Source organism: Streptomyces sp. BE20 (assembly GCF_036322525.1).
Lineage (GTDB): Bacteria > Actinomycetota > Actinomycetes > Streptomycetales > Streptomycetaceae > Kitasatospora.
In genome coordinates this window covers 1-13,161 of sequence record NZ_JAQYWW010000680.1, presented here as the reverse complement: position 1 = coordinate 13,161, position 13,161 = coordinate 1, and the positions used below count along the sequence as shown (strand labels likewise).

Below are 13,161 nucleotides of genomic sequence, written 5' to 3'. Positions count from 1 at the left end.
GCCGGACGGGGGTACGCGTCGGAGGGATGCGCACCGTACGTCGTGGTCCTCGATGTGCTGGACGGGCGGATCCAGACCGTCCGCCGCGTGATCAACCCCGACAAGCTCGGTCACCTCGGGCCGGTCGCCGACGCCTGGGCGGTCGACCGCGAGGCGAAGCGGGCCCGTCGACGGGCGGGCTGACCGCGACCGCGTACCCTTGCCGCGCCTGGCCGAGATGCTTCGGAAATTCGTTCGTACTTTCTGTTATCCCCCCTCCGCCGCGGGGTCTCCCAGGTGTCGGCACCCTCCCGACGGACCCGGATACAGGAAGCGTGCGCAGGTGAACAGCGAAGACCGGACGACCATCCTCCCCGCGACCGGACGCCAGGACGGCGTCGGTGGACGCGCCGCGCGGCGGGCCGCCGCACGGCGTCGCGGGTCCGGCCGCCGCGGCCGGCGGCGCGGCGGCCTCGGACCGATCGTGGCGGTGGTCGCAGCCGTCGCGGGGACCGGGGTGATAGCCGCGCTGGCCGGCGCCGGATTCGCGGTGTACCGCGGCGAGGAGGGCACCGACGGCGGGCAGCAGGCCGTGGCCTACGAGGCGCTGATCGCGGCCGAGGCCGGCGACCACGACGGCATCCAGGTCCCCGGGGCCGGCGCCGTCGACCCGGCCGCCGTGGCCGCGGCCTCCCCGGCCTCCGGTGACCCGGCCCGCGCCGCGACCGCGGCCCCGGCCACCGGTGGCACGTCCGCCGCACCGTCGACGACGCCGTCGCCGTCGGCCTCCGCGGTCGTGCCCGGCCCGTCCGGCTCGGCCGCGCCCGCCTCCGGCTCCGGCTCCGGCTCCGGCACGCCGCGCAACCCCGCCGCGAGCACCTCCGCGACCGCCACCGCGAAGCCGGAGTCTCCCGCCGCCACGACCGTCACCACCGCCCCCGCCAAGCCGTCCGCGACCAGCGCCCGGCCGACCTCCACCGCCGGCCCCGGCGGGTCGAACAGCCAGTACGCGCAGCAGGTGGCGGACCTGGTCAACACCCGGCGCGCCCAGGCCGGCTGCGGGCCGCTCACCGTGGACTCCCGGCTGAACACCGCCGCCCAGGTCCACAGCGAGGACATGGCGACCCGCAGCTACTTCGACCACGCCAGCCCCGAGGGCAACCACGCCGACCAGCGCATCGAGGCGACCGGCTACCGCTGGAGCAGCTGGGGCGAGAACATCGCGCGCGGCCAGAAGGACCCGGCGGCGGTCATGGAGTCGTGGATGAACAGCCCCGGGCACCGGGCCAACATCCTCAACTGCTCCTTCCAGCAGATCGGTGTCGGCGTCCGGACCGGATCCGGCGGCCCCTGGTGGACGCAGGTCTTCGCCTCACCGTCGTGACCGCGTCCGGGATCCGGGATCCGGTCCCGCGTCCGGCCCCGGCGGCAGGGGTCGGGGCCGGGGCCGGCCGGGGCCGACCGGGGCGGACCCTCGCTGACCTCGGATTTTCCGAATCCGCGCGAATTGTTGTTATCTGAGCACTCCCCGAAGGTCTCCGAGGAGGCAGCGGCGGACGGACGACAGCAAGACGGAGTGCGGACCCATGAACGTTGACGTGCAGAGCAGGACCGGGACGACCCTGGTGCTCGCGGCCCAGGCAGGCGATCCGCAGGCGCGGGAAGCGCTGGTCGCCGCCTGGCTCCCGCTGGTCTACAACGTTGCCGGCCGGGCGCTGAACGGCCATGCCGACGTGGACGACGTCGCGCAGGAGACGATGATCCGGGCCCTGGACGGCCTGGACGGCCTGCGCGACCCCGAGGCGTTCCGTTCCTGGCTGGTCGCGATCACCATGAACCAGGTCCGTCGGCGGTCGACCGGGCAGCAGCAGGCCGCCGTGGGCGGTCTCGACGAGACCTGGGAGCTGGCCGACCCCCGCGCGGACTTCACCGATCTGACCATCCTCCGGCTCGGCCTCTCCGGCCAGCGCCGGGAGGTCGCCGAGGCCACCCGCTGGCTGGACCCGGACGACCAGGAACTGCTCGCCCTCTGGTGGCTGGAGGCGAGCGGTGAACTCACCCGCGCCGAGCTGGCCGCCGCGCTCGACCTGACTCCCCAGCACACCGCCGTCCGGGTGCAGCGGATGAAGAAGCAACTGGAGGCGGGCCGCGTGGTGGTCCGTGCGCTGACCGCCTACCCGCGGTGCCCCGAACTGGCCGAACTCACCGGAGGGTGGGACGGCGCGCCCGACTCGGTCTGGCGCAAGCGGATCGCCCGGCACATCCGGGCCTGCGCCGCCTGCGACGGACTGGGCCGCGACCTCTTCCCGGCCGAGGGACTGCTGGCCGGTCTGGCGCTGGTCCCCGTCCCGATGGACTCCCCGGCCGGGCTCGCCCTTCAGGCCGCCTCCGCCGCCTCGGCCGCCTCGGCCGCTCCGCCCGCCGGCTCCGGAGGGACCGGGTCCGGCGCCACGGCGCCCGGCGGCTCCGGTGCGCCCCCGGCCGACCCGGCCGGAGGGCACGGCGGCTGGGCCGAGTTCGCCCGTCGGAAGACCGTCCTGGCCGGCGGAACGGCGGCCGTGCTGGCGGCGGCGACACTCGCCATGGTCTGGCCCCACCACCCGCAGCCCGGCGAGACCGTGCCCGAACCGACCACCCCGGCCGCCGCTCCCGACACCCCGTCGACGGTCTCGATACCCGCACCGCCGGAGCCCCGGCCGGAGACCCCGAGTGCGGTGCCGTCCCCGACCGTCACGGCCGCTGCCGAGCCCGCGCCCGTCGAGCCGCCCGTGCCGAGCACACCGCCGGCCACTGTGACCCCGAGCAGCAGCCGTTCGGCCACTCCGCCGCCCAGCCCGGAGCGTCAGCTGGTGGACCTGGTCAACGCCGAGCGTGCCAGGATCGGCTGCGGCCCGCTGCGGATCGACCCCAAGCTGCACGCGGCCGCCCAGAAGCACTCCGAGGACATGGTGGCGCGCACGTTCTTCGACCACGTCAGTCCGGACGGCACCCGCGCGGACTCCCGGCTGGGAGCGGCCGGCTACCGCTGGTCGCAGTGGGGCGAGAACCTCGACCGGGGACCGAGCGCCCCGGCCGTCGTCTTCTCCCGCTGGATGGACGGCGGGATCCACCAGTCGAACATGCTGGACTGCGCCTTCAAGGACGTCGGCATCGGCGTGGCCGGCGGCCCGGCCGGCCTCTACTGGACCCAGGACCTCGGCGCGCCGCTCGGCTGATCCCCGGCCGGACCACGCGGTCCGGCCAGGGCCACCGGGCCCGCAGGGTCATCGGCGGGGCGACCGCGCCCGCGTGACCGACCGTTGCGCCCACGGTCCGCAGGAGCGTCCGGCCGAGTGTCAGGTCGAGGTCAGGCCGAGTGTCAGGAGGGCAGCCCGACCAGCCCGGGTGCCTGGCCCGTCACGTACCCGGTCGCCTCCCCGACCACCCCGCCGGCGTCGCCGACCTGGCCGGGCAGCGCGTCCGGCGCCGAGGCCGGCAGCGCGCCCTGGAGCGGCCCGGCCAGGTCACCCTGCCCGCCGACGGCGGAGGCGTGGGCGCTGGGAGCGGTCAGGGAGGCCACGACGCCCACGGCGAGCGAGGCGACGGCGAGCATGCTGCGCTTCTTCATGCCCTGTCCAACGACGCTGCGCCACTCGGGTTACGGGCCGCCCCGGCTGTCCCGCCCCGGCTCGCTCCGGCTGCCCGGCCCGCCGTCACTCGGGGGCGATGGTCGGGGCGTCCACGGCCCCGCCGTTCACCCGGATCGAGTCGAGGATCCGCTCCACCGCCAGCACCGACACGGCGTCCGACACGCGCAGGCACGCGGTCAGCTCGACGACCGCCGGCCCGGACGGCGCCTGCACCGTCCGGTATCCCCGGAGCGTACGGGTTCCGCCCTGGACGACACAGGACTTCTCGGGTACCGCGTAGAAGAGGGGCCCCGTCTGGCCCTTCTGCTCGCCCGTCACCACCGGGTCCCGGACGAGCGTGAGGCCGACCAGCATCCCGCCGGCGTCGAGCGCCCCGTCGGCCAGGCAGACCCGTTCCCTGGTCCCGTTCCTGGTCGGGCACCCCGGCTCGCCGACGAGGGGCTGGCTGGCGGTGTAGCCGCGCGCGTACGCGGTGTCGTCCTTCCGGCTGTCGGTGCCGGGGACCGACAGCCGGTACCAGTCGGGCGGGATGTCGATGATCACCCCGTCCAGCTCGGGGAACCTGACCGGCCCGCCGGTGTCCGATCCGGTGCTGCGGCTCGGTGACGCGCTCGGGGCGGCATCCGGTGACGCACTCGCTGACGCACCCGGGGGCACCGAGCCGGGCGCGACGGGTCCGGAGGACCCCGGAGCGAGCGCCGTACCCGGCGGGCCCGGTGCCAGGGCAGGGGCGGCGGCCAGCACGGCGGCGGTCAGGCCGACGGCCAGCCCGGTCGAGAGGGCGGCGGTGCGGCGCCGCCGCCGGGTCCGGGCGGCCCGCTCGCGGACCCGGGCCATCCGGTCGTCGGGCGCCGTGAGGTGAGGGGCGGCCAGGTGGAGCAGGATCCGCAGTTCGTCCTCGACCTCGGGGCCGGTCGGCCTGCCGTCGTCCGGGTCGGACTCACGCCCCGTCACGGTGTCCTCCGTGCAGCAGAAGCTCGCGGGTGGGCATCTTGCCCCGCAGGGCCTGAAGGGCGCGGTGCGTCTGACTCTTGACCGTGCCCGGGGAACAACCCAGGACCTCGGAGGTCTCCTCCACACTGAGGTCCTCGAAGAATCTCAGCACCACGACGGCCCGCTGCCGCGCCGGCAGTGCCCGGACGGCGGCGGCCACCACCTGGCCGACCACCACGTCCTCGAACGGGTCCGCGTCGGTCGGCGGCTCGGGCAGTCGGTCGTGCGGCAGTTCCCCGTGCCAGCGCCGACGCCACCAGGAGACGTGCGAGTTCACCAGCACCCGCCGGACGTACGCCTCGGGCCGGTCGATGGAGATCTGCTCCCAACGGGGCCAGACCTTGGCGAGCGCGGTCTGCAACAGATCCTCGGCCAGATGCGGATCGCCCGTGAGCAGCCACGCCATCCGGAGCAGCCGAGGGCTGCGGGCGGCGACGAACTCCTCGAAGTCCGGTGTCGCGTCCCTCATCCTGCTGCCCCCGCCATGCCGTTTCCGCCGTTGTCTCGGTCGCCTCCGCCGCCGTGCCGGCGACGGAGGCCCTGCAGGTCGGCCGTGGCCGCCGTGTCCTCGCTGTCGTTCTCACGGCTGCTGAACGCGTTGGACCGGGTTTCCGGTTGCCTCGCCGCAGTGACATTCCGAGCCCCGGCCGGACGGGCGGTGTCCGTTCCGCCGCCGCCGGGCCGTCGGCCTGCGACCCGGCAGGGGTCGGCTCCACGGTAGGTGAACCGGGAACCGCACCGTACGGCGCCCCCGGTCCCGCGCGGCGGTGGGTCTAGCGTCCGGTGACCGGTTCTCGAAACGGTGGTCCGTTCCCGAACGGTGGACGGCCCGCGAGCCGGCCGGGACTTTGCCGGGCGGCGGGCGGGCCGTGGACACCACGATCCGCGCGTCCGCCGGGGCCGTCCAGGGGCGCGCGGACGGCGCCAGGGCGCACCGACCCGGCGCGTCGGTCCGCCCGACCGGTTCGGACCGCCGGTTCGGAGGGCCGAACCGGCGGGGATCCGGAGCCGTCCAGGTTCAGGGCCGTCCAGGTTCAGGGCGGTACAGCTTCATGGCGGCCCAGGTCCAGAGCGGTCGGCGCGGAGAGCGCTCCGGGTGTCAGAGCGTTCCGGAGCCGCGCGGTGCCTCGGCGCTCCGGCGGGCGGCGCGTTCCACCTGGTCCACCGTCCAGTCGGGGTGGCCCGGCATCGGCGGGGTGTGCTCGCCGTACAGCCACTCCGTCAGGAACCCGCTCAGCTGCTGCCCGGAGACCTCGTCGGCGGTCCGCAGGAAGTCGGCGGTGGTGGCGCTGCCGTTCCGGTGGCGCTGGAGGAAGGCCCGCTCGATCCGGTCGAACACCTCGGCGCCGACCCGCTCCCGCAGGGCGAACAGGACCAGCGCTCCGCCGGTGTACCGCTGGCTGTCGAAGAGGGTGGCGGCGGTCGGGGCGGCGACCGGGCCGGAGTCGTGGCGCCACTGGTCGCCCTTGGCGTACACCGACCGCATCCGGTCCGCGAGGGTGGTGTAGCCGGACGAGTCCGGCCAACCGCGCTCGTAGCGGTACATCAGGCCGTAGAGGTCGGCGTGGCCCTCGTTCAGCCAGAGGTCGGCCCAGGTGCCGGGGGAGACGCTGTTGCCGAACCAGGAGTGCACCAGCTCGTGCACCATGTGCGAGCCGATCAGGTGCTCGGGCTGGCGAAGGAAGTTCGGCTTGTAGAGCGTGAGCGTCTGCGTCTCCAGCCCGGTGAAGTCGAACGCCGCCGGGTCGTCCGTGTCGGCGGGCATCAGGCCGTACGTCTCGAACGGGAACCGGCCGAGGTGCGCCTCCGCCCAGGCGAGCTGTCCGGGGGTCAGCGCGAGGGCGGGCTCCAGCGCGGCGGCGCGCGCGGTGGGGACGACGTCCCGCAGCGGCAGCCCGCCCGGGCCCCGGCTCTCACGCACCGTGTACCGGCCCACCGATACCTGGACCAGCTCGGTCGCCATCGGCTCCCGTGAGCGGTAGCGCCGCGTGGTGGTGCCGTCGGTGTTCGGCTCGGTGGCGGCGAGCAGTCCGTTGGCCACGCCGTACAGACCGTCCGGCGCGGTGACGGCGATGGCGAAGCGGGCCTTGTCGCCGGGGCGGTCGTTGCACGGGAAGACGGTGTGCGCGCCGTCCGGCTGGCCCGCCACCGCGAAGCCGTCGGGTGTCACCACCCAGCCGGTGTGCGGCAGCGCGGCCCGCGGATCGGCCGTGTAGGCGACCTCCACCCGCAGGGCCGCGCCGCGCCGCACGGGCAGGGCGGGTACCACGGTCAGCTTCTCGTCGTGCGTGCGGAACTCCGCCGGCCGGCCGTCGACCCGGACCGTGTGCACGGTCAGCCCCAGGGCGTCCAGCTCCAGGCTGCGCAGCGCCGTGAGCGCCCGGGCGGTCAGCACGGTGGTGCCGTCCACGGTGCGGGTGTCGGCCCGGTACGTGAGGGCGAGGTCGTAGGCGAGCGCGTCGTAGTCGGTCGTGCCGAGCGAGGGGAACACCGGGTCCCCGGTGCCCGCGGTCGCCTCCGCTCCCACGTCCGCGCCCGGTACCGGGACGGCCGAGACCGGCGGGGCGAGGCCGAGCAGGGCGGTGGCGGTGAGGGCGAGGGCGGCGGCAAGGGCGGAGCGGCACCTCGACAAGGTGATCACCTCTCTCGTGTCGTACGGCGCGCTCCACGGCCCGGGCGCGGCCCGGTCCCGCAGAGCGACCTTCCGGACACGGAACGTAGCAGAGGGGTCCGACAACCCCCAGTCCGTTCGCTCCCGTCGACCCTGTCGCCGCCGCACGACACGCGGCCGTCCCCCGGACGGACCAGTGCGGTAGCCGAGCGGCTGCGCAGTGTCATAGGTTCGAAGAGCCCCACCTCCTGACGGGCGGGGCCACGGTCGCCGGAGAACCTGGCCAGGTCCGGCGGCCGTACTCATGCCTACGGTCGCACCCGCGCTCCCCGGCCGCACCCCTGCGGCCGTCCCCGACCGCCCCGCTGCTCCCGCCCGGCCCGGCCGCGCCCGCCGGTGGTGCAGTCGCGGTCCGCGCGCCCGCCGTCCGCGCCGGACCGCGCCGGTCCGCCGCCTCGTAGGCTGGGCAGCCGTGCCGGCCGCCCAGCAGCCCCGCCGGTGCCCCGGACCGGCAGGAGCAGCCCCGTGACCAGCCCGCACTTCGTGGTGATCGGCGAATGCGTCGCCGACGTCGTCCGCACCGACGGCGCGCCCGACACCGTCCACCCCGGCGGCAGCCCGGCCAACGTCGCGTACGGGCTGGCCCGGCTCGGGCTGCCGACCGCCCTGCTGACCCAGCTCGGCGACGACCCCTACGGAGGCTTGATCCGGGCCCACCTGGAGTCGGCCGGCGTCGCCGTCCTCGCCGGCCCGGCGGAGGGGCTGCGCACCCCCTCCGCGGTGGTCCGGCTCGACGGCGAGGGGCGGGCCCGCTACACCTTCGACATCGGCTGGACCCTCCCGGCCGGTGAACTCCCGCACCTGCCCGGCCACCTGCACATCGGCTCGATCGCCGCAGTCACGGAGCCCGGCGCGGCCTCGGTGCTCGCGCTGGTGGAGCACTGGCGAGGCCGTGCGGGCGTCAGCTACGACCCGAACGTCCGGCCCGCGCTGCTGGGAGGGCGTGACGAGGCCGTCCGCCGGGTCGAACGGTGCGTCGGGCTCAGCGACCTCGTCAAGGCGAGCGACGAGGACCTCGCCTGGCTCTACCCGGGCCGTGACCCCGAGGACGTCGCCCGCCACTGGCTCGGCCTCGGCCCGGCCACCGTCGCGGTCACGCTCGGGCCCGACGGCGCCTTCGCCGTCACCGCCGACGGTCGCCGCAGTGAGGTGCCGGCCCGCCCGGTCGAGGTCGCCGACACCGTCGGCGCCGGCGACGCCTTCACGGCCGCGCTGCTCCACGCCCGCCACACCGGCGCGGGTCTCGACGAGGCGCTGACCCGGGCCGCCGCCGCGGCGGCGCTGACCGTCTCCCGCCCCGGCGCCAACCCGCCCGACGCCGCCGAACTCGCGGCAGCCCTGGAGGCCCCGGCCTCCACGCCGAACTGACGGTACGTCAGGTAGGGCCGGATCGCGGGGCGTTCGGCGATCCGGTCCTCACCCCGCACCCAGTGGACGGGCCAGCTGCGTCTCGGAGTCGAAGCTGCGGGCCGCGTCGAAGCTGCCGACGTGGTCGGGGTGACGGCCGAGCAGGGTGTGGGCGAGAGCGATGTCCTCGGGGGTGAGGCGGCGGGTGAGCGACAGATGCGGGGACCAGCGGCCCGGCACGTAGTGCTGGTCCGGGTCCTCGGCCCCGTCCAGCGCCTCCCAGACGCGGTGGTGCAACAGGACCAGATCGAGGGTCGGCACCACCGGCAGGCTCAGCACCCGCCGTCGGCTGCGCGCGCTGAACGAGAGCAGGCCGGTCAGCCGGACCGTCAGCGGCAGGGCGTCGCGGAGCAGCCGGTCGAGCCGCTCGGTGGCGCCGTCGGGCATCCGGGCGCACGAGGCCAGGGTCAGGTGCGGGCGGTGACCGGGGTGGGTGTTGTGCGCGAGGCTGTCCACGCCGCCGTCCGCCAGCCGCTGCCAGAACGTCCGTACGGCGCGGTCGAACGGCGCGTCGCAGAGCAGCTCAACGGTCTGCACGGTGCCCGCCGACGGCCGGTCCCGGCACGCTGCGTCCGGCCGGGGCGGAGCCCCCGGCCGCGCCGTCCGTCCGGCCGGGCGCGAGGTCCTTGCCGTACCAGACCTCGGCGTAGGGGCTGGTGCTGTAGGCGGGAATGTCCCGGTAGCCGTGCCGCAGGTACAGCGTGCGGGCCTCGACCAGGTCGAGACGGGTGTCGAGCACGACCCGCGCGGCGCCGAGCTCCCGGGCCGCCTCGTCGACGGCGGCCAGCAGCTGCGCGCCCCCGCCGGTGCCGCGCCGCGAGGGGCGTACGTACACCCTGGTCAGCTCCACCGTCCGGGGGTCGAGCACCCGCAGGCCGGCGCAGGCGTCGGCCGCGCCGTCGTACCGCCCGAGCAGGAACACCCCGGTGGGCGGGGCGAGGTCGTCGCTGGGCGAGTCGGCCAGCCCGGTCTCGATCTCCTGCGCGGTGCCCTCCCGGCCGAGGTGGAGCCGGTAGTACCGGTTGGCGACGTCCACGTAGTACTCCCGCAGCAGCGCCAGGGCCTCCGGGGAGCCGACGTCGGCGGCCGAAACGGTCCAGGATTCCGCGGTGCCGCGTGGCGTGCTGTTCGTCATGCGCGCATTATCGGTGCCCCGCGGCCCCGGCTGCGAGCCGTTTTCGATCATGCCGGACACCGGACGCCCGGTACGGTTCCGTACCGTGGATCCACGCCCCCTGCTCCTGTTGGACGTCGACGGACCGCTCAACCCGTACTACGCGACGGCGGCGGAGCGCCCGCCGACGTACCGGCCGCTCCGGACCGAACCTGCCTGGGCCTCCGGGCCGGTGGAGGTCTGGCTGGACCGGGCGCACGGCGCGCAGCTGCGGGCACTCCCGTACGACCTCGTCTGGGCGACCACCTGGCAGGACGGCGCGAACGCGTGGATCGGTCCGGCGCTCGGGCTGCCGGAGCTGCCGCACATCCCGCTGCCGGGCCCGGCGGAGTGGCGGCCGGACGACACCTGCCCGAAGACCTGGCCGATCGTCGACTGGGCTGCCGGACGGCCGTTCGCCTGGGTGGACGACGACATCGGTCCGGCCGACCGTGCGTACGTGGCCGAGCACCATGCCGGTCCCGCGCTGCTGCACCGGGTGCATCCCGCCCGCGGGCTGACCGCAGCCGACTTCGAGGCCCTCGCCGCCTGGGGCCGAGCACCGGTATGACGGTCGGGTCGGCGACCGGTGGCGGCGGAGCCCGGTCGTACGCAGCCGCACGAGGTGCTGCGGGGGCGGGAGCGGGGTGCTCGACCCTCACGCGGCATCATGCGGCATCGTCGGCGGCGTGGAAGAGCACCTGACCGTGGGGCGTGTGGCCGAGCTGGCCGGCGTGAGCGTTCGCACGCTGCACCACGACGACGAGATCGGCCTCGTGCAGCCGTCCGCGCGGACCGGGGCCGGGTACCGGGCCTACTCGGCGGTGGACGTGGAGCGGCTGCGGGAGGTGCTCGCCTACCGGCGGCGGGGCTTCGGACTGCGGGACGGCCTCTCCTCGGGCCGGTGGGCCGAACGCAACCGCGACCTCGTCGCCCTCGACGCGGCCGAGCTCGGCCTGCGCCTGCTCATCGCCTGAACCGCCGTACGTCTCGGACGTCTCGGACGTCCGTGAAGTCGGGCGCGAGCCGGACGAACGCGTCCTCCAGCTCGTGGAACAGCACGTGGCGCGCGTCGAGCTCGGCGAAGGGGTTGGCCGAGCTCGACGCGGAGGGCGCGGCTGTGCTCGACCGGGACGGTGAGGACCCGGTTGCCGCCGATCACGAGGGTGGGGCTCGATGCGCGGGGGCAACTGGTTGATGCCCACCCGGAGGTCGCGGGCGGTTTCGGTCAGCCGTACATCGCGATCCGGTACAGCGTCGCAAGCGCGTCGTCGATGGGGTGAGGCTGCGGCCTGCCGGAGGAGCCGAGCCTGTTCCACCTCTGCATGTTCACCGCGACCGCCATCTGTCGCTTGCCGTCGGCACGGATCATGGCCAGTGCCCCGCCACCCCAGACCGTGCCGCCGTGGCCCCAGAAGGTACCCTGACCGGGACTTTCCACCGGGTACAGGCCGAGGCCGTAGTCGATCGTCTTCCCCTCCTGGGAGATGACCGGGCCGGTGTGTTGCATCTGTGCCAGCGACGACGGGCTGACGATCTTCCCGGCCAGCAGCATGCCGTAGAAGCGGTTGAGGTCCGCGACGGTCGATATCAGCGAGGCCGACGGCCCCACCCACGACATGTCGTAGACGCTGTAGTCGCGCGGCGGGTCGATCATGCCGAACCACGCCTCGTAGAGCTTCGAGTGCGGCCCGGTGACGTGCGGCCCGGCGGGGAGTTCGGTGTCCCGGAGCCCGGCGCGCTCGATGACGTTCCGGGTGATGTACCGCTCGGCCGTCGTGCCGGTCACCTGTTCCAGGAGTTGGACGAGGAGCAGGTAGTTGGTGTTGGAGTACACGCCCGGAGTGCCGCCCGGGACACCGACGGCCGGCGCGCCGACCCCCATCTCGATCAGTTCAGCGGGGTCGAACCGCGTGAGGCGATGGTCGTCCAGGCTCTGCGGTCCGGTGTCCGCGAGGGCGGGGAGCGCCTTGAGGGAGGGATAGGCGTACGGCAGGTACTCGGCGAGGCCGCTGGTGTGGTTGATCAGCATCCGGACCGTGATGGCGTCACCGCGTTCGCCGGGGACCAGCTTCGGAAGGTACCGGCCGATCGGTGTGTCGAGACCGAGGTGACCGCTCTCGACCTGCTGCAGGACGGCGGCGGCGGTGAAGGTCTTGGTGATGCTGCCGACGCGGTGCCGCATGCCGGCGGTGACGGGGCGGCCGGTGGTGACATCGGCGACCCCGGCGGCGCCGCGCCAGACCTGGCCGTCGTCCCGCACCTCGGCGAACAGGCCCGGCATCCCGGCGCGGTGGACGTCCTCGATGGCGGCGTCCAAGGCCGCGGAATCCAGTGGGTTCTTCATGTCATGCGTCCTTTCGTGTTCCTCGGGGTGAGCGCCGCACCGGCCGCCCGACCCGGATGGCAAGGCCACGCACGGCACACCGGCCCGTCTCCTGCCGGGCCGTGCGGCATATCCATGTCCTCATTATGCACGCGGTGCGTGCAACACCAAGTGCATGGGTTAGGCTGAGATCCGGCGAGAGGAGCAAGATGGCAGGCCGAAGGCGCTGGTCGACCGAAGAGATCCTGGATGCGGCGGCGGAGCTGCTGCGCACGGGCGACGCGGATTCGTTCAGCGTGCGCAAGCTGGCGGCGGCCCTCGGGACCGACTCCTCCAGCCTCTACCGGCACTTCCGCAGCAAGACCGAACTGCTGCGCGCGGTCGCCGACCGGATCCTTCTCGAGGCCATGGACGGGCACCGCCCCGAGGGCGACTGGAAGCAGCGCATCACCGCCCTGGCCCTGCGCGTGAGAGAGGCCTTCGGCCGGCAGCCCCAGCTCGCCGCGGTCTGGGGACGCTACGCGTCAGGCGGCACCGGTTCCCGGCTGGTCATGGAAGAGGTGCTGGAGGCTCTGCGCGCGTCGGGACTGCCGGACGAGGAGATCCCGGCGCGCTACCACCGGATCGCGGTCCTCATCGCCGCGTTGATCGCCTCCGAGGCCTGGGTCAGCACCGTCACCCCCGAAGAGTACGAACAGGGCATGGAGCTCTTCCGCGTCGCGGTACTCGGCGCCGACCCCGAACGCTTCCCGGCCCTGGCCCACTTCGCCCGCGACGTCCGCCCTCTCGGGGCGGACCGCCGCGCCGCGTTCGAAGAGATCCTCGCCGCCCAGCTCGCCCACATCGAGGCCGCAGTCGGCCCGGGCTAGCCCCAATGCCGTGTAGATAGAGCTTGCGGATTCCTGTCACGGGTCTGGTGTGGTCAGGATGTCGATGCTGATGGTGGCTTTGTAGCTGGTCCGGTCGATGGTGCCTTTGGCGTTGTACTTGGAGATCGCGCGTT

General features: G+C 74.5%; 12 protein-coding genes and 2 pseudogenes. 7 read left to right on the top strand and 7 right to left on the bottom strand.

Translation table 11 applies throughout. From position 1 onward, the window contains the following. Window positions 1–45: 45 nt before the first annotated feature. From PUR61_RS14555 to PUR61_RS14545, 3 genes and pseudogenes are all read left to right on the top strand, one after another. Window positions 46–183, top strand: a pseudogene (locus PUR61_RS14555) (RNA polymerase subunit sigma-24); the annotation flags it as partial. A 139-nt stretch (window positions 184–322) separates the two neighbouring features. Further along, entirely contained in the window at window positions 323–1,363 is a 1,041-nt protein-coding gene (locus PUR61_RS14550) for a CAP domain-containing protein (protein WP_329879249.1), read from the top strand. A gap of 202 nt (window positions 1,364–1,565) precedes the next feature. Continuing rightward, window positions 1,566–3,194, top strand: coding sequence for a sigma-70 family RNA polymerase sigma factor (locus PUR61_RS14545; RefSeq protein ID WP_329879248.1), 1,629 nt, complete (start codon window positions 1,566–1,568; stop codon window positions 3,192–3,194). Window positions 3,195–3,337: 143 nt separating this feature from the next. Here the strand turns inward: PUR61_RS14545 and PUR61_RS14540 are convergent, their stop codons facing one another. The 4 genes from PUR61_RS14540 to PUR61_RS14525 form a co-directional block, all read right to left on the bottom strand. Beyond that, the gene (locus PUR61_RS14540) at window positions 3,338–3,586 is read right to left on the bottom strand and encodes a hypothetical protein (protein WP_329879247.1); all 249 of its coding nucleotides are present in this window, start codon (window positions 3,584–3,586) and stop codon (window positions 3,338–3,340) included. An 85-nt stretch (window positions 3,587–3,671) separates the two neighbouring features. Further along, window positions 3,672–4,562, bottom strand: coding sequence for a hypothetical protein (locus PUR61_RS14535; RefSeq protein ID WP_329879246.1), 891 nt, complete (start codon window positions 4,560–4,562; stop codon window positions 3,672–3,674). After that, window positions 4,549–5,070, bottom strand: coding sequence for a SigE family RNA polymerase sigma factor (locus PUR61_RS14530; protein ID WP_329879245.1), 522 nt, complete (start codon window positions 5,068–5,070; stop codon window positions 4,549–4,551). Before PUR61_RS14530 ends, PUR61_RS14535 begins: the two co-directional genes overlap by 14 nt. A gap of 630 nt (window positions 5,071–5,700) precedes the next feature. After that, window positions 5,701–7,242, bottom strand: a complete 1,542-nt coding sequence (locus PUR61_RS14525; protein WP_443035172.1) for a M1 family metallopeptidase — start codon at window positions 7,240–7,242, stop codon at window positions 5,701–5,703. Window positions 7,243–7,737: 495 nt separating this feature from the next. On the opposite strand from PUR61_RS14525, the gene PUR61_RS14520 reads away from it, so the two are divergent. Next, entirely contained in the window at window positions 7,738–8,640 is a 903-nt protein-coding gene (locus PUR61_RS14520; RefSeq protein WP_329879243.1) for a carbohydrate kinase family protein, read from the top strand. 48 nt (window positions 8,641–8,688) lie between these two features. Here the strand turns inward: PUR61_RS14520 and PUR61_RS14515 are convergent, their stop codons facing one another. Further along, window positions 8,689–9,216: a 2'-5' RNA ligase family protein gene (locus PUR61_RS14515; RefSeq protein ID WP_329879242.1), complete on the bottom strand. Its 528-nt coding sequence runs from the start codon at window positions 9,214–9,216 to the stop codon at window positions 8,689–8,691. Then, the gene (locus tag PUR61_RS14510; protein ID WP_329879241.1) at window positions 9,203–9,814 is read right to left on the bottom strand and encodes a GNAT family N-acetyltransferase; all 612 of its coding nucleotides are present in this window, start codon (window positions 9,812–9,814) and stop codon (window positions 9,203–9,205) included. Before PUR61_RS14510 ends, PUR61_RS14515 begins: the two co-directional genes overlap by 14 nt. Window positions 9,815–9,863: 49 nt before the next feature. Between PUR61_RS14510 and PUR61_RS14505 the strand changes: the two genes are divergently transcribed. Next, window positions 9,864–10,403, top strand: a complete 540-nt coding sequence (locus tag PUR61_RS14505) for a hypothetical protein (protein WP_329879240.1) — start codon at window positions 9,864–9,866, stop codon at window positions 10,401–10,403. A gap of 136 nt (window positions 10,404–10,539) precedes the next feature. Continuing rightward, window positions 10,540–10,719, top strand: a pseudogene (locus PUR61_RS14500) (MerR family transcriptional regulator); the annotation flags it as partial. A gap of 341 nt (window positions 10,720–11,060) precedes the next feature. Here PUR61_RS14500 and PUR61_RS14495 read toward each other — a convergent pair. Beyond that, window positions 11,061–12,179 carry a serine hydrolase domain-containing protein gene (locus PUR61_RS14495; protein WP_329879239.1) on the bottom strand — a complete coding sequence of 373 codons (1,119 nt, stop codon included), beginning with the start codon at window positions 12,177–12,179 and terminating at the stop codon, window positions 11,061–11,063. 188 nt (window positions 12,180–12,367) lie between these two features. Between PUR61_RS14495 and PUR61_RS14490 the strand changes: the two genes are divergently transcribed. Next, complete coding sequence (locus PUR61_RS14490; RefSeq protein WP_329879238.1) at window positions 12,368–13,027, top strand: TetR/AcrR family transcriptional regulator; 660 nt, start codon at window positions 12,368–12,370, stop codon at window positions 13,025–13,027. Window positions 13,028–13,161 lie beyond the last annotated feature (134 nt).